Annotated in this window: 19 protein-coding genes; 10 read left to right on the top strand and 9 right to left on the bottom strand. The window is 45.6% G+C overall.

Annotated elements, in window-relative coordinates:
- Positions 1-28: 28 nt before the first annotated feature.
- A complete protein-coding gene (locus DBX26_RS19095; RefSeq protein ID WP_020334187.1) occupies positions 29-937 on the bottom strand; it encodes an aldo/keto reductase family oxidoreductase in 909 nt (302 codons plus the stop codon).
- A gap of 95 nt (positions 938-1032) precedes the next feature.
- Here DBX26_RS19095 and DBX26_RS19100 point away from each other — a divergent pair, with 95 nt between their 5' ends.
- On the top strand, positions 1033-1458 hold the full coding sequence (locus DBX26_RS19100) for a transcriptional regulator (protein WP_065300832.1): 426 nt from the start codon (positions 1033-1035) through the stop codon (positions 1456-1458).
- Here DBX26_RS19100 and DBX26_RS19105 read toward each other — a convergent pair.
- Positions 1445-1981 carry a hypothetical protein gene (locus DBX26_RS19105; protein WP_254063621.1) on the bottom strand — a complete coding sequence of 179 codons (537 nt, stop codon included), beginning with the start codon at positions 1979-1981 and terminating at the stop codon, positions 1445-1447. The two genes, DBX26_RS19100 and DBX26_RS19105, sit on opposite strands and share 14 nt — an antisense overlap.
- 548 nt (positions 1982-2529) lie before the next feature.
- Between DBX26_RS19105 and clcA the strand changes: the two genes are divergently transcribed.
- Together clcA and DBX26_RS19115 are read left to right on the top strand one after the other, a co-directional pair.
- On the top strand, positions 2530-3933 hold the full coding sequence (gene clcA, locus DBX26_RS19110; protein WP_014233820.1) for a H(+)/Cl(-) exchange transporter ClcA: 1404 nt from the start codon (positions 2530-2532) through the stop codon (positions 3931-3933).
- 326 nt (positions 3934-4259) lie between these two features.
- Positions 4260-5225 (top strand): TDT family transporter, encoded by a 966-nt coding sequence (locus tag DBX26_RS19115; protein WP_020334184.1) that lies wholly within the window; start codon positions 4260-4262, stop codon positions 5223-5225.
- A gap of 41 nt (positions 5226-5266) precedes the next feature.
- Here the strand turns inward: DBX26_RS19115 and folE are convergent, their stop codons facing one another.
- Entirely contained in the window at positions 5267-5920 is a 654-nt protein-coding gene (gene folE, locus DBX26_RS19120) for a GTP cyclohydrolase I FolE (RefSeq protein WP_014233818.1), read from the bottom strand.
- A gap of 278 nt (positions 5921-6198) precedes the next feature.
- On the opposite strand from folE, the gene moeA reads away from it, so the two are divergent.
- From moeA to DBX26_RS19140, 4 genes are all read left to right on the top strand, one after another.
- Complete coding sequence (gene moeA, locus DBX26_RS19125) at positions 6199-7434, top strand: molybdopterin molybdotransferase MoeA (RefSeq protein WP_118120617.1); 1236 nt, start codon at positions 6199-6201, stop codon at positions 7432-7434.
- 9 nt (positions 7435-7443) lie between these two features.
- Positions 7444-8193, top strand: coding sequence for a molybdopterin-synthase adenylyltransferase MoeB (gene moeB / locus DBX26_RS19130; RefSeq protein ID WP_118120618.1), 750 nt, complete (start codon positions 7444-7446; stop codon positions 8191-8193).
- A gap of 151 nt (positions 8194-8344) precedes the next feature.
- Complete coding sequence (locus DBX26_RS19135; RefSeq protein WP_020334181.1) at positions 8345-8641, top strand: hypothetical protein; 297 nt, start codon at positions 8345-8347, stop codon at positions 8639-8641.
- 43 nt (positions 8642-8684) lie between these two features.
- Positions 8685-9515: a sulfurtransferase gene (locus DBX26_RS19140; RefSeq protein ID WP_118120619.1), complete on the top strand. Its 831-nt coding sequence runs from the start codon at positions 8685-8687 to the stop codon at positions 9513-9515.
- A 104-nt stretch (positions 9516-9619) separates the two neighbouring features.
- Here DBX26_RS19140 and DBX26_RS19145 read toward each other — a convergent pair whose 3' ends face one another.
- From DBX26_RS19145 to DBX26_RS19155, 3 genes are all read right to left on the bottom strand, one after another.
- The gene (locus DBX26_RS19145) at positions 9620-11515 is read right to left on the bottom strand and encodes a TRAP transporter fused permease subunit (protein ID WP_014233813.1); all 1896 of its coding nucleotides are present in this window, start codon (positions 11513-11515) and stop codon (positions 9620-9622) included.
- 108 nt (positions 11516-11623) lie between these two features.
- Positions 11624-12553 (bottom strand): TAXI family TRAP transporter solute-binding subunit, encoded by a 930-nt coding sequence (locus DBX26_RS19150; protein ID WP_118120620.1) that lies wholly within the window; start codon positions 12551-12553, stop codon positions 11624-11626.
- A gap of 715 nt (positions 12554-13268) precedes the next feature.
- Positions 13269-14270: a sugar-binding transcriptional regulator gene (locus tag DBX26_RS19155; RefSeq protein ID WP_014233811.1), complete on the bottom strand. Its 1002-nt coding sequence runs from the start codon at positions 14268-14270 to the stop codon at positions 13269-13271.
- Positions 14271-14735: 465 nt separating this feature from the next.
- Here DBX26_RS19155 and tal point away from each other — a divergent pair, with 465 nt between their 5' ends.
- On the top strand, positions 14736-15686 hold the full coding sequence (gene tal / locus DBX26_RS19160; RefSeq protein ID WP_014233810.1) for a transaldolase: 951 nt from the start codon (positions 14736-14738) through the stop codon (positions 15684-15686).
- An 82-nt stretch (positions 15687-15768) separates the two neighbouring features.
- Positions 15769-17760 (top strand): transketolase, encoded by a 1992-nt coding sequence (tkt, locus tag DBX26_RS19165; protein WP_118120621.1) that lies wholly within the window; start codon positions 15769-15771, stop codon positions 17758-17760.
- Between the two features lie 87 nt (positions 17761-17847).
- On the opposite strand, the gene DBX26_RS19170 is transcribed toward tkt, so the two are convergent.
- Together DBX26_RS19170 and aroG are read right to left on the bottom strand one after the other, a co-directional pair.
- Positions 17848-19416, bottom strand: a complete 1569-nt coding sequence (locus DBX26_RS19170) for a PAS domain-containing methyl-accepting chemotaxis protein (protein ID WP_118120622.1) — start codon at positions 19414-19416, stop codon at positions 17848-17850.
- A gap of 322 nt (positions 19417-19738) precedes the next feature.
- The gene (aroG, locus tag DBX26_RS19175; RefSeq protein WP_014233807.1) at positions 19739-20791 is read right to left on the bottom strand and encodes a 3-deoxy-7-phosphoheptulonate synthase AroG; all 1053 of its coding nucleotides are present in this window, start codon (positions 20789-20791) and stop codon (positions 19739-19741) included.
- A gap of 460 nt (positions 20792-21251) precedes the next feature.
- Between aroG and DBX26_RS19185 the strand changes: the two genes are divergently transcribed.
- Positions 21252-22235 carry an OmpA family protein gene (locus DBX26_RS19185; protein WP_014233806.1) on the top strand — a complete coding sequence of 328 codons (984 nt, stop codon included), beginning with the start codon at positions 21252-21254 and terminating at the stop codon, positions 22233-22235.
- A gap of 106 nt (positions 22236-22341) precedes the next feature.
- Here the strand turns inward: DBX26_RS19185 and DBX26_RS19190 are convergent, their stop codons facing one another.
- Complete coding sequence (locus DBX26_RS19190) at positions 22342-22944, bottom strand: beta-phosphoglucomutase family hydrolase (protein ID WP_118120623.1); 603 nt, start codon at positions 22942-22944, stop codon at positions 22342-22344.
- Positions 22945-23011: the final 67 nt, after the last annotated feature.

The raw sequence follows: 23011 nt of genomic DNA on the forward strand, positions 1-23011 counted from the left end.
ATACAATTATTGATGCTGTGAGGGCGCTCTATGGCACACCGTGTCCTTTAGATGCAACCCAAACGCGATACCACTGTTCACGAGTCAACTCGATGTTTAATGCATCAACAGCCGTTTGAACGCGCTCAATCTTACCAGAGCCAATAATTGGGATTGGATTAGAAGGCAGACGACGAACCCAAGCGTAAATCACCTGATCAATACTGGCCGCACCGACTTCCTCACGAATGGCTTCTAGCTCATTACGTACACGAACCGCCTGTTCACTATCGCCGCTGAAAATAGAGCCACCACCTAAGCAAGACCAAGCCATTGGACGGGTGCGCAACATTTGCATCTGATCCAACGTACCATCGTGCGCAACCTCAAAGTTAAGTGGGTTGATTTCCACTTGGTTTGTCACGAGTGGTTTGCCCAAACGCGATTGCAACAACTCAAACTGACGCGGCGTAAAGTTTGAAACACCAAAGTGTTTCACTTTACCCACTTTATGCAGCTCTGAAAATGCTTCTGCCACTTCGTCAGCGTCCATTAAAACGTCTGGGCGGTGAATAAGCAGAACGTCGATTTCGTCTACATTTAAACGCTCAAGTGAGTTGTTCACGGATTGGTAAATGTGCGCAGAACTCGTGTCGTAATGGTTGATTTTACGCTCTGGCGTTTTATCACCACATAAGTTGATATCACACTTGGTTACGATCTGAATGTGTTCACGAACGCTTTTGTCCAACGTTAGTGCTTCACCAAACAGCGCTTCACACTCGTAGTTACCATAAATGTCGGCGTGATCAACCGTTGTAATACCTAGTTCCACATGTTGCTTAAGGAAGGTCAAACGCTCTTGAGCCGTCATTCCCCAATCTACAGCGCGCCAGTATCCTTGAACCAGTTCTGAAAATTCTGGGCCACTTGGTGCAGTCACTACTTTTGCAACCATTGGTTCTCTCCTTTATTTAATCTGCTTTCATCCTAGTCTTGTTTTCGCGCTGTCTCAACGGGTAAACTTTCGCAATTCGAACTGGAGTACGAAATATGTCTTTTGCCCAACGATTATCGACTTTAATTGGCGAAGAAAGCATCAGCGGGTTTGCACGCCGTGTTGAAGTGTCAGAAGCCTTGATTAGAAAATATTTAAAAGGTAGTGAACCGAGCCTAACAAAAGCGAACCAAATTGCGATGCGAGCAAACTGCTCTCTTGAATGGTTGGCTACAGGGTGCGGGTACCTTTATCGCCGCGCTGAAGTGGTGGATTTGGAGGCGTATAAACTCGCTTTTCAACACGTGATGAACGAAACACTGCCAGAAGATGAGCAAGAGATGCATCGTAAACTTATCGCTGGTTACCAATATCTGCGCTCACATAAAAAAGCGGATGGCTTTTTAGATGAGTCTGCAATGGCAACGTTTCTCTCATTGCATCATGAGAACAGAAATCAGCACGAGCCTAAAAGCGCGTAACTCGAAGCGTGATCATGTCACCATCACTAATCAGCGACACAGCCAAACTTGGAGACGCTGATTGAAACTCACTTGATCTTACCCACTGAATTCTCCGATTGGCTTCTGGTGGGTAACGATTCATCATTAAGATGACTTCTTTATCTACATCGTCTGCTGACTTATTTTTCAGCGAGCTAAGCACATCCATTTCTTGATCATCAAAATGGATACTTTTTATTACCAAGCCATCTTTTCTTAAGTTAAGAATTAGGTCATTCCAGCTCTGCCATTGGAATTGCGCCAAAAAAACAAATTCAGCAGTTTCCTGACGTAAAATAACTTCACCGTACAAATGCTGGTGATAGTAGCTAAATTCGTCTAAACAAAGCGTATCAACAGACGGTTCCGAATCGTTCCATTCGGTATCACACCGATACCAAAGGCCACCTTTTTGAACGGTGCTTTTTACCTGAATCAAGGGTTGATCAGACAATACGCCGTGCCACCAATGATTATCCATCGCCAAGGTGGACTGCGGCAATAAAGCACTACAAAAGGAAATTAAGAAAAGGGATAAGAAACGCATTGGGTTTTATCAAGGCAGCAACAGTTGGCAAAACATTAACGTGGAATGAAAAATTATCAAGCAGGGTGCAACAAATAAACTCTAACAATTCAAGATGACAGACATTAAGAAGGCGCACATTTCAAGTGCGCCTCTACCTCGTTACTCAATCGTGAGTGTGCGAATCGGGAAGTCTACAGATGCATCCCAAACTTAAAACGAGGAATTACCGTAGGGTTTGAATCCATCCAAATTGTGAGTAAAACGTCACATCCCTCCTTCTGAAGCAGTCATGTTGCTTTACACTTAAAGCATGGTTCATTTTTCTCAGAAAACAAGCTTTCTCTGTAAAAAAACAACGTGAGATATGAGATCAATAGCACAATATTTGCGAATACTATCGAGTCAGAATCTTTGAGCTACCAATAGTGGAAAGCTAAATTGCAACTTTGCCGATTAGGTCTAGACTCTTCCGGGCGTATAATTTCCTCCGTCCCATCAAACAGAAGCAGGAGAAACCGTTAATGACCAAGAGAGAGAGAATTGTGAAGTCTGTGTTAGCGCACGTGCCGAAAGATGCGATTAACCAGTTTATCTCTCGAGGGTCGACACCAATATCGGTTTTGTTAATGGCCGCTATCGTAGGCATACTTGCCGGCGTTGTCGGAACTTACTTCGAACATGCCGTCCACCTCGTTTCTGAAACTCGTACCGAATGGCTGAAAAGTGAAATTGGTAGCATGTTACCGCTATGGCTGGCAGCCGTACTTATTAGCGCCATGTTGGCTTTTGTTGGCTACTTCCTTGTTCACCGTTTCGCTCCCGAGGCTGCAGGTTCCGGCATCCCTGAAATAGAAGGCGCGATGGACAATATTCGTCCAGTTCGTTGGTGGCGCGTGCTACCAGTGAAGTTTTTCGGTGGTATGGGTGCGCTAGGGTCAGGCATGGTATTAGGCCGTGAAGGTCCAACGGTACAAATGGGTGGTGCTGTCGGTCGAATGGTGACAGATATTTTCCGCGTAAAAGATGACGACACAAGGCACTCTCTGCTCGCTTCAGGCGCGGCAGGTGGCTTGGCCGCGGCGTTTAACGCGCCGTTAGCAGGCATCATGTTTGTCGTTGAAGAGATGCGCCCTCAATTTCGCTATTCATTGATTTCCATTCGTGCGGTGATCATCTCCGCCATCATGGCCAACATTGTGTTTCGGGCGATCAACGGTCAAGATGCGGTGATCACCATGCCTCAGTATCAGCCACCAGCATTACAGTCTCTTTGGCTGTTCCTACTACTAGGGGCTTTGTTTGGTGTATTCGGCGTTATTTTCAATAAACTCATCACCATCGCTCAAGATAGCTTTGTGGCTATCCACAAAAACGATCGTAAACGTTACCTTATTACAGGATCGATTCTAGGTGGTGTATTCGGTTTACTGCTTTTATACGTGCCACAATTGACGGGTGGCGGCATCGCACTCATCCCCGACGTAACCAACGGGAACTACTCCATCACACTGTTAGTGCTGCTGTTTGTTGGCCGTGTTGTAACAACATTACTTTGTTTTGGCTCTGGTGCGCCTGGCGGTATTTTCGCGCCAATGCTTGCTTTGGGTACCTTATTTGGTTATGCATTTGGTGCTAGTGCAGAAGTGCTGCTACCAGCCCTAGATATTGAACCGGGCATGTTTGCGATCGCAGGCATGGGCGCTTTATTTGCAGCAACCGTACGTGCTCCAATCACCGGCATTCTGCTGGTTATCGAGATGACCAATAACTACTACCTTATTTTACCGCTCATCATTACCTGTCTGGGCGCAGTAATTATTGCCCAGTTACTAGGCGGACAACCGATATACAGTCAGTTACTTCGTCGTACGCTTAAAAATGACAAGCTACGTCAACAAGATCTACCAGAAAATCAAGCGTCTTAAGCGTTTAGTCCCCTTTTCGCTCCAAATAATCTTTTATCCGGAAGGGTTGTTTGGAGCCGATTACCTGCTACTTTTACATCTTTTACCAAATATTCGATACCAAACTCACAAAATTGCCATTCTATGATCGTTCCCCTATACCTTTATGAGTAACTACCAATAAAACTTGCTAGTATTCGCGCCTGATAGAGCAATTGTTCCATGACATTTGGCTTTGTTTAACCTGAGCAAAAAATAGACACTGAGATATTTTTTCAGGTAAAACCTTTTCAGAAAGCTAGGTCGGTATTAACGTTTTATACGAATAGAATCATTTCGGAGTAGATTTGAACTGGAGAAGACTTGTACAGTTTTATAGTGTCCCTCCCTCTCAGGCAGCATTGGCACTTGGTATTATTGGTTTAGGTCAAGCCTGGGCGCTTTACGTCCCAGCTATCGGTGAACCGATTCGACCATTTCTCTCGTCACTTGGCGCTCTATTACTTGCTCCGGTGCTGATCAAATATGCGACTAGCCCTCGCTTATTCATCGTCGATATTCGTAATCCATTGAGCGGCAGTTTAATGGCGCCGATGAGCATGGCACTTCTGATCCTGACAGATTACCTTGCTTCTGTGTCACCTATTATTGCTTACCCATTGTGGTTTTTAGCACTTTTGCTCCACTTTTCTATGATGGTGCTCTTTTTCGGCTTTCAGCTCACTAACTTTAAAATGTCGAATATTGTTCCCAGTTGGTTTCTGTACCCTGTGGGGATAATCAGTAGCTCGCTCGCTGGCTCTCAATTCGGGCATAATGTGTTCTCAGAAACCGTTGCGCTAATGTGCATTGGCATTTATTTCTTTATGTTGCCTTTGGTTTTATACCGCTTGGTTTTCTTTGGGTCGTTACCCAGAAAGGCGCGCCCTACTCTGGCGATCATGGCGGCTCCTGTGAACTTGTCACTAGCAGCCTATTTAGTGAACTTCCCTGAGCCAGACCCAATCCTCACAGGAGCGTTAGCGGGTATCGCCATCACAATGACCTTGCTAATTTACCTGTGTTATTTCCGACTACTGCGATTGAAGTTCCAACCGTCTATAGCAGCGGTCACATTCCCGTCGGTTATCAGTGCAATTGCCATGCACCGATTAACCACATTTTTTGCAGAATCACACCCGCAATGGAATTGGCTGCATGATTTTGGCTTTTTAGAGCTAAGTATTGCTACGGTATTGGTCGTGTGGGTGTCGGCAGGCTATGTGAAAATGTACTGGCCAGAAATTGTCAGATCCCGCTCCAAACAAGCATAAAAAAAGGATGGCATCGGCCATCCTTTTTTCTTCAATTCGATTTATCGTAAACCGTGCAGAAATTCGGCACGTGTCGCTGGGTTGCTCTTGAAAATACCGCCCAACGCAGTGGTCGTTGTTTCACTGGTTGCGTCCATAACACCACGTGATTTCACGCAGTAGTGCGTCGCGTCAATCGTCACAGCCACATCGTCAGACTCTAGAAGCGTTTGTAACGCGATAAGAATCTGCTGTGTCATACGTTCCTGAACCTGTGGACGCTGAGCAAAGAAGCGTACAATTCGGTTAATCTTCGACAGGCCAATGATTTTGCCACGAGGAATATACGCTACAGCAGCTTTACCATCTATTGTCACAAGGTGGTGCTCACAAGTGCTGGTCACAGTGATGTCTTTCACACGAACCATTTCACTCACGTTCATCTTATTTTCGATAACAGTGATTTTCGGGAAGTTCGAATAATCCAGACCAGAGAAAATTTCATCCACGTACATTTTTGCAATGCGATGCGGTGTTTCTTCTAGGCTATCATCCGTAAGGTCAAGCTGAAGGAGGCCTAAGATCTCACGCATGTGGTACTCGATCTTTTCCTTTTTCTCTTCACGGCTTACGTTATTAGGACGCATTGGCGTTTCTAATCCACGTTGCTCTAGCGCTTCTTTTACTAACTTCGCTGACTCGCTAAGACCTGACATTACACTTCCTCTTTCATAACTGCCGCTCTCAGATTGAAACACATTTCTCGTTGATTCATTCCGTTTGCGCTTCGGTCGCTCAGTTTAGTGATTTATATCCAAAACACATAACAAAAATAGACTGAGCGGTTTTCTCGACTCCACGAGGACTTTTTACCCCTTTTGGATGGGTGACAAGGATACTCGGATTTTTGAATAATTACATCCATATTTTATCGGTGGGCTTTGTCACTTTATGATAAAGTTGCCTCAAAACATAAGAATATAGGACTATCTCAATGGGCTGCTGCGACGCACCTGGCTTGATGCCAATTGAAGAAGCGATGGAGAAGATGCTATCGCAAATCAAACCAATCCAAACGACTTTGTCTCTGCCACTCGCTGAAGCATTGGGTTATGTACTTGCCGAAGACATTTTATCTCCAATTCACGTACCTCCGTTCGACAACTCCGCAATGGATGGTTATGCAATCCGTATTCAAGATCTTCAAGCGTCATCAACGTTGCCTTTAGCTGGAAAGTCATTTGCAGGCCAGCCATTTGAAGGTGAATGGCCGCAAGGCACGTGTGTTCGCATCATGACGGGCGCACAAATACCGCAAGGCTGTGATGCCGTCATCATGCAAGAAAACACGGAAGTAACGGATTCTGGAATCCTGTTTAACCAAACTGATGTAGAGCCTCAGAACAACATCCGCCCTACTGGTGACGACATCCAGCAAGGTGATATCGTACTCGCCAAAGGCGCACGCCTGACACCTCGCGATATTCCAATGATCGCCTCTTTAGGTGTCAGTCATGTGACTGTCGTGCGTAAACCAAAAGTGGCCTTTTTCTCTACCGGTGACGAGCTAAAACCATTAGGTGAGTCGCTTGAAGCGGGTCAAATCTACGACAGCAACCGTTACGGTATTAAACCTCTGATCGAAAATTTCGGTTGTGAACCAGTAGACCTAGGCATCGTCCCTGATTGTCCAGAAACTCTTAAAGCGACATTTGAGCAAGCACAAACACTGGCGGATGTGGTTGTCACATCGGGTGGCGTGAGTGTAGGTGAAGCCGATTACACCAAAGATATTCTTGAAGAGCTGGGCGAAATCGGCTTCTGGAAACTAGCGATTAAACCGGGTAAACCTTTTGCTTTTGGCAAACTTTCCACAGCTTGGTTCTGCGGTCTTCCAGGCAACCCGGTGTCTTCAATGATGACGATGTATGTTTTGGTTCAACCAATGCTGGCTAAATTAGCCGGGCATACAGAGTGGAAAGAGCCATTATCCATCCCTGCGATCACTAAGACGGCTTTCAAGAAAGTACCTGGACGTGCCGATTACCAGCGCGGGATTTATTCGTTAGAAAACGGTAAGTTCGTTGTAGAAACAACAGGAAACCAAAGCTCTGGTGCATTTCGCTCCATGAGTTTAGCTAATTGCTTTGTTGTACTTGAACGCGAACGTGGCCGAGTTGAAATCGGTGAGACGGTAAACATTCAACTATTCAACTCAACACTTTACTAGGATTGCGCCGTGGATATTCTTTCTGATCAAGAAATGCTGCGCTACAACCGCCAGATCATTCTGCGTCAGTTTGATTTTGACGGGCAGGAAGCACTCAAGCAGAGCTCAGTCCTGATTCTTGGTGCTGGCGGGCTAGGCTGTGCGTCAAGTCAGTACCTTGCGACTGCGGGTGTTGGTAAGCTGACATTAGTTGATGATGACATTGTCGAGCTGTCTAACCTTCAGCGTCAGGTACTGCATCACGATGTCGATATCGGTCGTAACAAGGTTGATTCAGCCCGCGATGCGCTACGAGAGCTTAACCCTCACATCGCCATTGATGCCATTGCCAAGCGTCTTGATGATGCAGAAATGCAATCCCTGATTGAACAACATACGCTTGTTGTGGATGCATCGGATAACGTAGAGACGCGTAACCAGCTTAACCGTCTGTGCTTCGCAACGAAAACGCCGTTAATCTCCGGTGCAGCGATCCGTATGGAAGGTCAGGTAAGCGTATTCACGTACGATGATCCAGCACAACCCTGTTATCAGTGCTTAAGTGCCCTGTTTGGCAGTGATGCTTTAAGCTGTGTGGAGGCTGGGGTAATGGCACCAGTGGTTGGCATTGTCGGCGCAGTGCAAGCGATGGAAGCGATTAAAGTGATCGCCAATTACGGTCGGCCAATAAAAGGCAAAATACTTATACTTGACGCACTAAGCATGTCCTGGCGAGAGATGAATTTAATGAAAATGCCAACCTGCCCGGTTTGTAATTAGCGAGATAACATTCAAAAGCTCAACCTATCGTTGAGCTTTTTGCTATGGGACGAAAGCGATTTTTGCGCAAAGCGGCATCCAACTTTGAACAGACATTTATTTTCCTGTAAAACAGTAAGATTACTCAGGTTTGAATATACGGAACTCAATCTTGGACAATCCCCAAAAATACATTTTGGTTCTAATCAGCTTGACCGCCGTTTTACTGCTTCTCTGGTTAAGCGCTTCAAACACTGAGAGAACCGTGACGGCAACCGTAATAAATAACACGCTAACACAATCTTTAGATGGTCAGCGTCGCTACCTGACTATCAACTCACCCGAGACTGGCCAACAACGCGTTTCTGTTCCAACATCAGTGGTATGCCCTGTCGGTTCGACGGTAACATTAAGCCAAGCCACAGAAACAACCATTGAACAGTCATTCTCATTTGTTCGTTGTGATTAGCGTGTCTCCAGATCATATGGGTATTAATAATAAGGATTTAACGATGCAAACATTGATTGACGCGAAGGAATTAAGTGCCCTATTAGGCCAACCCAATGTGAAAATATTGGACGCAAGCATAAGCTTCCAAATCCCTTCTGAGGGAAAGAAGATCACCGATAAATGGATTCCTGGCTCACTGCGTTTTGACTATGACAACGACTTTTGTCTACCCGATTCCACGCTGCCACATATGATGCCGACTGAAGATGGATTTAATTCCAGCGCACAACAGCTTGGCCTGCATAAAGATGATCTTATCGTCGTCTATGATAATTCTGGAACGCTTGCATCGCCTAGGGCGTGGTGGATGTTCAAAGCGATGGGACACGATAACGTAAAAGTCCTCAATGGCGGATTACCTGCGTGGATAGACAGCGGCTTCCCTGTCGTAGATTCACTTTCAGCACCTTCTGAATTAGGTACATTTGCCGGGACTCTGTTTGAAGAAGCGTTCTTAGACGCGCAAACCGTACTCGAACACTCAAAAAATCAAAGCGCAAATATTATTGATGCACGTTCTAAAGCGCGCTTTTTAGGCGAAGTACCGGAACCACGTGCTGGCCTTCGCAGCGGACGCATTCCAACCTCAATCTGTTTACCATTTCAGGAGCTGATGACGGATGGCCACATCAAACCCGTTTCGGAATTAGAGCAAGTTTTTAGTGATCTTACGATTCAAGATGACCAACGCCTTATATTCAGCTGTGGTTCAGGCGTTACTGCCTGCATTTTGTTGTTAGCCGCGCATCAATTAGGCCTGCGAAATGCGTCTGTGTACGATGGTTCGTGGACGGAGTGGGGTTCAAGCCTTCACTTGCCAATCGAAATTTAGCAAACAAACGAGTCACGAAACTGCATAACAGTGAAAACAAAAACCGCCCTCAAATGACGGCGGTTTTTCTTCTTTTAGATACAAGTAAGATCACTACTTTCTCATCATGATGCCTGAGAAGCGGGTTTTTCCGGCTGACGATAGTTGATCATACAGATCACGACGATCACAGCGAGCGCTACCAATCGGTAAATGTCTGACATAAACAGCACACCTAAAGCCATCGCCAGTAAAACACCACGTTGCCAGTATTGTAATGGTGAGAACAGACGCCCTTCGATACCACCCGCAAAGGCGACAAAAAGGCTGATTGTCGAAATCACACCAATCACAAAGTGCATCGGTTCACCTTCAATCCAGATCAGGCCAGAAAAGGCCATCATTGCCGGAATGAGGAAAAAGCCCTGAGCAAGTTTAAACGCCTGCACCGCAGAACGCATTGGTGATGCATTCGCAATCCCCGCTCCCGCAAATGCAGCCAGCGCAATTGGCGGCGTCACATTTGAAGTTTGCGATAACCAGAAGACGATCATGTGCGCGGTTAGTACTCCCAGGCCAAAGTCCATCAGGGCAGGAACCGCCATAATTGACAGAACGATGTAGGCCGCCGTTACAGGTAACCCCATTCCGAGAACCACGGCAGCAACCGCAATCAAGGCTAATACCGACCACAAGTGGCCGCCCGACATTGCGATCAGGAACTGTGTAAACTGCAGACCAATCCCCGTCTGACCAACGACACCCACCACGATACCAGCGGTTGCACAGGCGACAGAAATAGGGATAGCTAGAAACGCACCTTCTCTCAAGCCTTCAATAAATAGTTTGAGACTGATTCGACTATGCTTACGCGTCATCGCCGCTAACAGGATTGCCACACACCCGAAAACACCAACCAACACTGGAGAGTAGCTCATCATTAGCAGTGCAGTGATCAGAACAAGTGGCAGTAAATAGTGCCAGCCATCTTTCAACACTTTAGAAATCTGCTCAGTTACCGTCATCCCCTGAAGACCTAGCTTACAGGCCATCAGGTGCACATAGAGCAAGGTACAGGCAAAGTACAAAATAGCCGGAGCGATAGAGACCAATAAAATATCGCTGTATGGGATACCGGTAAACTGCGCCATGACAAACGCCCCCGCCCCCATTACCGGTGGCATGATCTGCCCACCAGTCGATGCAGCCGCTTCGATGCCCGCTGCTTGCTCTGGCTTGTAACCGAGCTTTTTCATCATCGGTATGGTTAACGCACCTGTGGTTACGGTGTTTGCGATTGCTGACCCAGAAATGGAGCCGAGAGCCGCAGAAGCAACCACACTCGCTTTCGCCGGACCACCTCGATATTTACCTGCCAGAGCAAATGCCATATCGATAAAAAACTGGCCAGCACCAGTCACCTGCAAAAACGCGCCAAATAAAACGAACATAAACACTACACCAGCGGCAATCGCTAGCGGCGCACCATAAACGCCATTGGTCGAATAGATGTGGAAGCGAACAATCTCTTCTACAGAGAACCCTTTGCTCGCGACGTTATCGGGTAATACATCACCAAACATCGCATAGGCTAAAAACAGTGCTGCTATCACTACCATCACCAGCCCGACAGTACGCCTTGTCGCCTCAAGCAGCATTACGATTAAAACAACGCCCGCCGCTTGTTCCACCGATCCTAAACCATCAAGCAGGAAACTGATGTCATCGTAGTCAAACATGGCAATAGTGGTCGAAGCCCAGCAAGTTAGGGCAACGAGAACAAAATCAATCACTCTTCCCGTCAGGTAAACAGGTACAGAATGTCGGGACTTGAAGGTCGGGTAAACCAAGAAAGCAATCGCTAAGACCCAACTGACGTGAACTGGGCGAAATACTGGCGCCGATAGGCTGGCGACAATCCCCTGCCAAACTTGAAAGACAGATAAAGCGATAGCCGCAACGGCGGCTATCGAAAGTATCACGTCGGTAATTTTCTGGTTACTCGGATGAATCTTACTCATCACTTACTCCATGTAACTTTATCTCAATCCACTTAAGCGCTTGAACATGCGTTCAAATTGAAAACTGACAAGTGCCGCAGTGGATTGGTTTTACTTCTTTAATACGAATTACTTGGTTTGTTCCTGAAAGTACTTCTCAGAACCTGGGTGTAGAGGAACACCGTCAAGTTTGGTCATATTTTCGATGGTGGTGAACTTAGTTACGCCCAATACCTGACGAATCTCATCGATGTGCTCAAACGTCGTTTTTGTCAGTTCATAAGCCATATCTTCGCTCATATTTTTATTCACAACCAAAACGTTCCAAACCGCTGGCACCTTAAATGCAGGCACTTTGTTGTAGGCATCAGCAGGTACGTCAAGCTCTAGATAAGAAGGGTAATCTGCCGCAATTTTCTTCAGCTCTTCATCGCTGAAACTTAGTACACGAATGTCACGAGTCAGAGCAAGTTCAGTGATTGCACCAACACCAACACTACCAACGATGACACCAGCATCAATCTGGTTGTTCGCGATAGCACTAGTGGTCGCAGTGTAGTTCAGAGACTGAGCTTTGATGTCGTCTTCTGTCACACCCAATGTGTTTAGGATATTGATTGCACTAACGCGAGTACCTGAGCCCGGCGCACCAAGAGAAATGCGTTTACCTTTTAGATCGGCAACCGATTTAATGTCTGAGTTTGCAGGAACAATGAACTGCACAGCATTTGGATAAAGTGCAAACAACACCGCAACGTCCATCTTACGAGGGAACGGTTTCGTGCCTTCATACGCTTGCAGCACAACGTTGCCTTGAGCAATACCAGCAAGCTGTTTATTGGTAGAGACTTTAATGGTGTTTTCAACAGAGGCCGCAGTCACTTCTGCGCGCATATTAAAGTCCTGGAGATTCTCGCTCCAAATCTTAGCCAACATGCCACCTAGCGGGTAATAAGTACCACTTTGACTACCGGTACCAATAGTGTAATTTTCCGCCATCGTTGATGCTGAAAATACGACAGCAAGTGCCACTAGCCCATTCCTTAGTGCTTGGTACATAAATGCTCCTTGTTCTTTTAGATTGATTGTTATAGCCAAATAACCTTGAGATCTTTGAGTCGCAGAAACGGCAACGCTCTGACCCTGTTTCTTGAAGTCATTTGGATATACTTCATAAAGTTATGGTGTGCTCAGGGAGAAATAGCAAACGAGAATGAGATGAAATGAGAGCTTTGTGCGCTATTTGTGTGCCACTCAGAAACGGATTGAAACTTTCCCTGTACTTTATCGCAGTCAGAATGCGTGGGAGAACACGACGACTAACCTGACTGAGTTCGCAACAAAACAATGAAAATTGTTCTTCTTCCAACCATGGAGAACTGCGAGTGCGGGCTAATATTTATATACTTTGCTTCAATTTGCAATCATTAAAAATGCACACTGCAACAAGAATTATGTGATCAGAAAGGAGATAACCAGGGTGATAAAATTGAACAAGTCATATTTAAAATCAATAAATTACTATTGAATTATTATTTTAACGGATCACTAGAACAAACCGTAAATTCCGGTTTATTTAAAAAGCACAAGTGAATATAAAATCATCACCAGCGAATAGAAAAGTGTCTTATTCATGACTTCCTCCGAGCTAATCGGGGTCCAATGGGGCGCGAGGAATGCTTTAAACTAATACTTTAAATTTAGGAAGGAAATCAGGCTGCGAGTGATTTCTAAACACTCGCAACCGTATTGCATTAATTGCACATTATTCGTACTAAATATCCGATACTGTTTTGCCGTTCATTTGCTCATCTAGGTTGAGTACCGTTAATGCATTACTCACGCTAGTGGCAATAACGTCAATCGCGCCAGTTCTTAAAGCTCCGAGTAATGCCAAAGGTTTACTGTTCTCGGCAGCAATGGCAATCACTTCAGAAACGGAGCGAAATTCATCAATGCCAAGACCGATAATACGGTCGCTCATCACCGTCTTTGCGGATACGCCATTAATATCGAAAAAATCGTACCCCGCGAAATCTCCAACGACACCTTGCATCATTCGCGACTGCACGACTTCTTCTGCCGTAAACCAACCGAGATCGACCATATAGCTGTTTTCACTCATGTCGCCGATTCCAACCAGAGCCACATCGGCTTTACGCGCGAGGTCCAGAGTCTGCTTAACCGTCGCGTTTTGCATGAAAGCAAGTTTCTGCTCCCGGTTTTCTGCATAGGCTGGTGCATATAGCGTTTCTGATGTGCCGCCGTAGCTTTTGGCGAACTGACGGCAAATATGGTCAGCGTTAAACATGCCTCCACGTGGGTGAATACCGCCGATACCACAAACAAACTTAACGTCTCTTTGAGGGATAACGCCTACGTGATGCGCGACTGCAGACACATTGCGCCCCTGACCCACCGTCACTACAGTACCATTTTGTAGCGTGCTCGCCATGTATTTAGATACCAGCCCAGCGACTTGTAACCTTTGCTGCTCTTCGCTTGGCTGATCTAAAGCCACCAAGGCGCGCTTCACACCAAAACGTTCGATCAGCCTTTGCTCAATCTTAGCGCTAAATACCGGGTGATATTTAACTGTGATCTCCACGATGCCTTCATCTCTTGCTTGCTTTAGCATACGTCCCACTTTCGCGCGGGAAACAGCAAACTTTTTCGAGATCTCTTCTTGTGTTGCCCCATCTTGGTAGTAAGCAACCGAAATCTCAGTCAGAAGATCGGTACTTTCATCAGATACATCGTTAATAGATTTACTCATATTCAACCTGATTTGTATTTTATCTGTGCCCTTCACTCGAGCAAATACTCAACGCCATTACAAGCGCTCACGAGCGTAGCATATGTCACACCCGCCCTTCACTTCAACATTTGCTCATCACAAAAACAAATTCTCAGATTAAAATAGGGCTTCGTTAATACCCTTAAAAGCCATGTGCTATATGGGCAAACGTTTATCTCGATAATAGTGGGCCAAGGCGGGAAAAAATAATTGATGAATGTCACTTTCCCCCCAGATCAACAATTGACTTTTCGCACAGATCAGATAATTATGGAGGCATCATTTACTCAGAGTTAGAGCAAATGTTCACAACAAATGTTCAAACGCTGAAAAGTTAAAAGTTAGTGAGCAGAACAGATTTCTACTTCCGCTGGCTAACGCGCTTGCAAATGCACTTTTCATACTGACAGCAAAGTATGAGCCCAATGAAATAGGATGATCGGAATGAGCAACAAATTAGAGCAACTTCGTAAACTGACGACTGTAGTCGCTGACACTGGTGAAATCGATGCAATCAAAAAATACCAGCCAGAAGACGCAACAACTAACCCTTCTCTGATTCTGAAAGCCGCTCAAATTGCTGAGTACGCTCCTCTAATCGATGCTTCAATCGAGTATGCAAAATCACAGAGCGACGACAAAGCTCAACAAGTTCAAGACACTTGTGACATGCTTGCTGTAAACATCGGTAAAGAAATCCTGAAAACTATCCCTGGCCGTATCTCTACAGAAGTTGACGCACGTCTTTCTTACGATATGGAAGGCAGCGTAGCAAAAGCACGTCAGCTAGTTAAAATGTACAACGATGCTGGCATCGCTAACGACCGCATCCTTATCAAACTGGCTTCTACTTGGGAAGGTATCCGCGCTGCTGAAATCCTAGAGAAAGAAGGCATCAACTGTAACCTGACGCTTCTATTCTCATTCGCTCAGGCTCGTGCATGTGCTGAAGCTGGCGTATTCCTAATCTCTCCATTCGTTGGTCGTATCATGGACTGGTACAAAGCGAAGGAAGGTCGTGACTTCGAAGCTTCAGAAGATCCAGGCGTACTATCTGTATCTAAGATCTACAACTACTACAAAGAGTACGGCTACAACACAGTAGTAATGGGCGCAAGCTTCCGTAACATCGGTGAAATCCTAGAACTAGCAGGCTGTGACCGTCTAACTATCGCTCCAGCTCTACTTGCTGAACTAGAAGCGGCTGAAGGCGAAGTTGTTGAGAAGCTAGTTGACTCTAAAGGCACTCAAGAGCGCCCAGCGCCAATGACTCATTCAGAGTTCCTATGGGATCACAACCAAGACCCTATGGCAGTGGAGAAGCTTGCGGAAGGTATCCGTAACTTCGCGATTGACCAAGGTAAACTTGAAGACATGATCGCAGCTAAGCTGTAATTACACAGAATCACAAAAGGGGAACGTTTGAGTTCCCCTCTTAATTTTCCTTTCCTAGAATTAAATTTATTCGGTAACTATTATGGATCGTAAACATCTTGCCAATGCAATCCGCGCACTAAGCATGGATGGTGTTCAACAAGCTAACTCTGGCCACCCAGGTGCACCTATGGGTATGGCTGACATCGCTGAAGTTCTTTGGCGCTCTCACCTAAACCACAACCCATCTAACCCTGAATGGGCAGACCGCGACCGTTTCGTTCTTTCAAACGGCCACGGCTCAATGCTGATCTACTCTCTACTGCACTTGAGCGGTTACGAGCTATCTATCGACGATCTGAAAAACTTTCGTCAGCTTCACTCTAAGACTCCAGGTCACCCAGAGTACGGCTACGCGCCAGGTATCGAGACAACAACTGGTCCTCTAGGCCAAGGCTTCACTAACGCAGTTGGTATGGCAATGGCTGAAAAAGCACTTGCTGCACAGTTCAACAAAGAAGGCCACGACATCGTTGACCACTTCACTTATGCATTCATGGGTGACGGCTGTCTGATGGAAGGTATCTCGCACGAAGCATGTTCTTTGGCGGGCACACTAGGCCTTGGCAAACTGATCGCATTCTGGGATGACAACGGCATCTCTATCGATGGTCACGTTGAGGGCTGGTTCTCTGACGATACACCTAAGCGTTTTGAAGCGTACGGCTGGCACGTAATCCCAGCGGTAGACGGTCACGATCCTGAAGCAATCAACGCAGCAATTATCGCAGCTAAAGCAGACCCTCGTCCGACACTAATCTGTACTAAAACTATCATCGGTTTCGGTTCTCCTAACAAGTCAGGCTCACACGACTGTCACGGCGCGCCTCTAGGTGCAGAAGAAATCGCAGCAACACGTAAAGAACTAGGTTGGGAGTACGGTCCTTTTGAAATTCCGCAGGAAATCTACGCAGAATGGTCAGCGAAAGAAACAGGCGCAGCTAAGGAAGCAGCGTGGGACGAGAAATTTGCAGCTTATGAAGCAGCATACCCTGAGCTGGCAGCTGAATTTAAACGCCGCGTAAACGGTGAACTGCCTGCAGAGTGGGAAGAGAAAGCGAACCAAATCATTGCTGATCTTCAATCAAACCCAGCAAACATTGCGTCACGTAAAGCATCTCAAAATGCGCTAGAAGCGTTTGGTCAAATGCTTCCTGAATTCATGGGCGGCTCTGCTGACCTTGCACCTTCTAACCTGACTATGTGGTCTGGCTCTAAGTCTCTTGAAGCGAATGACTTCTCAGGTAACTACATCCACTACGGTGTGCGTGAGTTTGGCATGACAGCGATCATGAACGGTATCGCACTACACGGCGGTTTCGTTCCTTACGGTGCAACGTTCCTAATGTTCATGGAATACGCTCGTAACGCAATGCGTATGGCTGCTCTGATGAAAGTTCAGAACATCCAGGTTTACACGCACGACTCTATCGGTCTTGGCGAAGATGGCCCAACTCACCAACCAGTTGAGCAAATGGCTTCTCTACGTCTGACTCCAAACATGAGCACATGGCGTCCATGTGACCAGGTTGAATCAGCAGTGGCTTGGAAACTGGCTATCGAGCGTAAAGATGCACCAACAGCACTTATCTTCTCTCGTCAGAACCTAGCACAACAAGAGCGTACTGCAGAGCAAGTTGCAGACATCGCGAAAGGTGCTTACACCCTGAAAGATTGCGAAGGCAAGCCAGAGCTTATCCTTATCGCAACAGGTTCAGAAGTTGAGCTAGCGGTTGAAGCAGCAGCGCAGCTAACTGCAGAAGGCAAGCAAGTACGTGTTGTTTCAATGCCATCAACCGATGCATTCGACAAACAAGACGCCGCTTACCGTGAAGCAGTACTGCCATCAGACGTTACAGCGCGTATCGCTATCGAAGCGGGCATCGCAGACTTCTGGTACAAGTATGTAGGCTTCGGCGGCAAGATCATCGGTATGACTACCTTCGGTGAATCTGCACCAGCAGGCGAACTGTTCAAGATGTTCGGTTTCACTACAGAAAACGTAGTAAACACAGCGAAAGAATTGCTTGCTTAATCAAAGATTAGCTTTCAAGCAATTGGTATAAAAACAGAGCCCCGCTAATACAGCGGGGCTTTTTATTGTCTGAATAAACGAGAATTCTTACGACGGCTTATCTTCAAATCGAAGCGCCAGTTGATAGAAATCTTTGACCTGCTCTTTTAGCTGCAGGCTGTTTTTCTCCACAGAATGAGTCGCCGCCAGGTTTTGCTCCGCCGTCGAGGCGATAGACTGGATATGCAAGTTCACGTCACTCGCCAGTTTTAACTGATTATCCGCGGTCTGAGCCACATCAACCATTAAGCCGCTCATGGTCTGCATCATCTGTTCGACTTCCGATAGACGTACCGTACTTTGTTTTGCAACTTCAGAACACGTATCCGTCTGCTCTTTATTCGCCAAAATGTCTTGTTGCCAGCTATGTATTGTCGACAACATGGTAGAGATGGATGCCTGTATTTGCTCGGTTGCATTAGAAGTACGGCCAGAAAGTGCTCTTACTTCATCCGCTACTACGGCAAAGCCTCGACCTTGCTCACCCGCTCTTGCTGCTTCAATCGCCGCATTTAATGCCAGCAAATTGGTTTGATCAGCGATGCCACCAATTTCTTCCATCAAGTGACTCACTTTTTGTGCCTGATCACTTAATTTATACGTCGTTTCAGTGGCTTGCTCAGCTTGTAAACTCAGCTGGGTCAAATTACTGTGGGTCTGAATGATGGTCTCTTTTGCCATCAAACACGATTTTAGCGTGTCATCAATCAATAGATGTGCATCATTGGTTGTGGATGAAGCAGAGTTTGCCGAGATCTCAACCTCTTGCATGGCATCTCGGACTCTATGGATATCGATATTTTGCTGATTGAGCGCATCATGCACTTCAGCCGTTGTCTGGCTGAGATCTTCGGCGCACTCTTGTAACGGTAAAGCGGAGTCTGTCATACGCCCCAGCACTGTTCGAATACGAGCTGACAGCATTTTGATATGGAAATCCGCTATAGAGAACGCGCTATCACCCGAGTATATGAGCCTACTAACACTGTCGTACTGCTTTTGTAATTTTTTAAGTTGTTGAGGAGTATCAATCAATTCTTGGCGAAATAGCAGGGCTAACACACCAGCTGGCAAGAGACTGGCGATCCAAGCTAAAGGGCCTTCAGCAGACAGAGCGTAAGCAGCGCCTGGGGCGCTCAGAGCACCAAGCAAAATAGCGTAGCGTAACGATTCATTGATCTTTAAAGACCAAGTTCGACCGGATTTCTCTGCCGCTTTCATACTCTTATAAGCTTTAGCAGCAATATCAACCCATTCACGTTTTGGCTTAACACGAACAGACTGGTAGCCTACGACCTGATTATGTTCATATATTGGCGTAACATAAGCATCAACCCAATAATATCCACCAGATTTAGTACTGTTTTTGACCATGCCACGCCACGCCTTACCTTGCTTAAGACGAGCCCACATGTCACCAAACGCCCCTTTTGGCATATCGTTATGACGCACGATGTTATGATTTTGGCCGATCAACTCTTCATTTGTATATTCTGCAACACGACAAAATGCGTCGTTACAGTAAGTGATAACACCTTTCAAATTCGTAGTTGATACCAGTTCCTCAAACTCTCCGACCAGAGTCTCCTGAGTTTTGTTATTTGAATTGACTGACATAGACAATGCTTCTCACATTTTTAGTTATCATTCGGTAATAATTTGTTGAGCTATTACGAAGTATTTGATTCACGACCCTCTACGGGTAACTCTTTAACGGCAAGTCCTCACTTTTCTTAAGAGTAAACACAGAGAAATTTACGCAATTGCATGCACTCAAAGGACTGGCCAAGCCTTTAAGAAAACACAGGCGCTAAGCAGTTTTTACGCGGGAATAACCAAACTGCATGTGGATTCAGATCGGTATGTCTGTCAGCAAAAAATAAAAAGAGCCAGAGGCATCGACCTCTGGCTCTTTATAAGTATATATGGTTAAGAAGTGTTACTTATTGCGACGCGCTTTCACTGCATCTGAAAGCTGACGTAACACAACTTCAGTGTCTTCCCAGCCGATACATGCATCAGTGATAGACTGACCATAAGTTGCAGCCTTACCATCAACAAGATCTTGGCGACCTTCTACCAGATGCGATTCAATCATCACACCAAAAATAGCATCTTCTCCACCAGCAATCTGCTCTGATACATCATCCGATACCAACATCTGACGCTTGAACTGCTTTGAGCTGTTAGCGTGGCTGAAGTCGATCATCACTTTCTTAGGCAGACCTGCTGCATCTAGCTCATCTTTAATTTGGGTAACATGAGCCGCGCTGTAGTTTGGTTCCTTACCACCGCGCAAAATAATGTGACAATCAGGGTTACCTGCGGTTTCAACAATCGCAGAGTGGCCGTATTTGGTTACCGATAAGAAGTGGTGAGACGCACTTGCCGAACGAATTGCGTCAGTCGCAATCTTGATGTTTCCGTCAGTACCGTTTTTAAAGCCAACCGGACAGGACAAACCTGAAGCTAATTCGCGGTGTACCTGTGATTCTGTCGTACGTGCACCTATCGCGCCCCAGCTAATAAGATCAGCAACGTATTGAGGCGTGATCATGTCAAGGAACTCACTGGCTGTTGGTAATCCCATATCAGTGAGGTCAAGAAGCAGTTTACGTCCGATACGCAGACCATCGTTCAGTTTGTATGTGTCATTAAGGTACGGGTCGTTAATAAGTCCTTTCCAACCTACGGTCGTACGTGGCTTTTCAAAGTAGACTCGCATCACAACTTCTAACTGCTCACCTAGCTCGTCGCGAAGTACTTTCAGCTTTTTACCGTATTCAACAGCAGCTTGCGGATCATGGATCGAACATGGGCCCACGATAACAAGCAGTCTGTCGTCTTTTCCTTCCAAGATGTTATGAATAGCATTACGACAATCAAAAGTAGTTGAAGCAGCGGTTTCAGTGGTTGGAAATTTCTCTAAAACTGCAACAGGTGGCAACAGTTCTTTTACTCTATTTATTCTTACATCATCAGTTTGAAACATTACTTCTACATCCTGGTTGTTGTTAATGACCCAGCTTTTTGCTTACTAAGAGCATTGCAATATTGTTCATAAAGCAAGCAGCAACAAGGGCTGTGGTTCATTTTTGACTTTCGATGCAAGTAACTTATCGGCTTAGCCGTAGACTTTCAATCACTTTTTGCAAATAAATGCAAACAATCCACCAGTGTTAAATAACAAACACAGTGTAAATTTTTATTTACGGAAAAAAGTTCAAAATTATCATATATTTTCTTATACCTTTAAAAATCTTTACTACAATGTAAGAAATATCAGAAGTTTGTGAGGTATTGAATACAGAAAAGTATAGCTAGTTCTTATATTTTGTTGCTTGATATGAAATGAATTAACTAATAAACTAATTTCCTATAATAACTGGTTTTTTCTTTAATTTTGATAACACGACGTATAAATTAATATGCAATCAATACAAGGAAACATTATGAACAAAGTAGCAATTGCAGTAGCAGCGGTGGTAGCTGGTGGTAGCGCTCTTTTGAACACTGCGCAAGCTGAAATGTATATCGGGGGCAAAGTGGGCATGAGTACACTCGATGATGCTTGCTATCTAAACAGCCCTTGTGATGATGAAGCATTCGCGGCCGGAATGCACGTTGGCTATGGCTTTAATGAATATTTTGATCTTGAATACGGTGTAGACTTCCTAGGTAACTACGAAGCTAACTTCAAGACAGCTGCAGGCGCTGATACTATCGATGGCGACCTGTGGGCAATGACTCTTGCACCTAAGTTAAACCTACCTCTTTCAGACGATTTTAACTTGTTTGCTAAGATCGGTGGTGCTTACATGATGTCTGGTGACGAAAAAGATTTCGTTCCAACAGGCTCGCTAGGTGCTGAATACGCTCTAAACCGCAACCTAAGCCTACGCGCTGAGTACCAACGTTACCAAGATATGTCTGATGACGTATGGGACGATATGGACGCAAACTTCTTCTCTGTTGGTGTTAACTACACATTCGCAGCTGCTCCTGTAGTCGCGGCCGTAGTTGAGCCAGAGCCAGAGCCAGAACCAGTAGCAGTTATGAAAACTCACAAAGAAGAGTACGGTTCAGGTACGTTTGAGTTTGATAGTGCAAAACTTACACCTGAAGCTACTGGACGTCTTGACAACTTCGTTGAACACTTGAACGAATACCCTCAAGCTAACGTAGAGATTACAGGTTACACTGATAGCTCAGGTCCAGCAGCATACAACCAAAAACTGTCTGAGCGTCGTGCTCAAGCGGTTGCTGATTACCTAACAGCAGCAGGTATTGATGCAGGCCGTCTGACTGTGTCTGGCATGGGTGAAGAAAACCCAGTAGCTGACAACAGCACTAAAGAAGGTCGCGCTCTAAACCGTCGTGTTGAAGTTGTGGTTCCAGAATTCGAGTACGAAGTAATCGAAATGGTTCAACCATAAGCTCAGTGATATCAGTATATTGATTGACAAAAGGGGTGCAAACGCACCCCTTTTTAATGGCAATCACACAATATACAAATGGCTAACGGTTAAGCTTCTCATTTATTTACGGTTTAGCGAAGAATACCAGCTCATCACCGTCGACCATGACACAATCCATCCCTGCCGCATGTGCAGCTCGCTTACCCAACTCCGTATCTTCAAAAACTAGGCAACCTGACGCATCTAAACCGAGTTGTTCTGCCGCCATAAGAAATGTGTCTGGAAACGGCTTATGATTTTCAACATCTGTAGCAGTAACGACTGTATCCAGCTTGTCTAACAGACCCGCATGACTGAGTAAACGCATCGCACTGTCGCGTTGGCTCCCCGTCCCTACTGCGATTTTTTTAAAACCGCGATACTCTTCTAACACGACGTTAGTACAAGGGATAATCTCACCGTGCAATTCCATCGCCGAGAAGGTTTCCATCTTAAACTTAGAAACTTGCTTAGGGTCAAGTGATAACCCATGTTTGTTATTTAATTCGATGACAATCTTAAAGCTCGGCATACCACCTAAACTATGGAACCAATCCTGACAAAATGGAAAATCGAACCGGTCGGCGGTTGCTTGCCAAGCAGCAAGATGGGCCGGCATCGTATCAAGCAAGGTACCATCCATATCGAAGATGAACCCCTGATATGACCTGAAATCAATCGTGCTCATGTCTTTTCTTCTATTCTTACATCTGTAATGTTAATTTATCAGCTCTTTCAATCGTCCCTATCGGCAT

Origin of the sequence: Vibrio sp. dhg (genome assembly GCF_003443775.1) — a bacterium.
Lineage (GTDB): Bacteria > Pseudomonadota > Gammaproteobacteria > Enterobacterales > Vibrionaceae > Vibrio > Vibrio natriegens.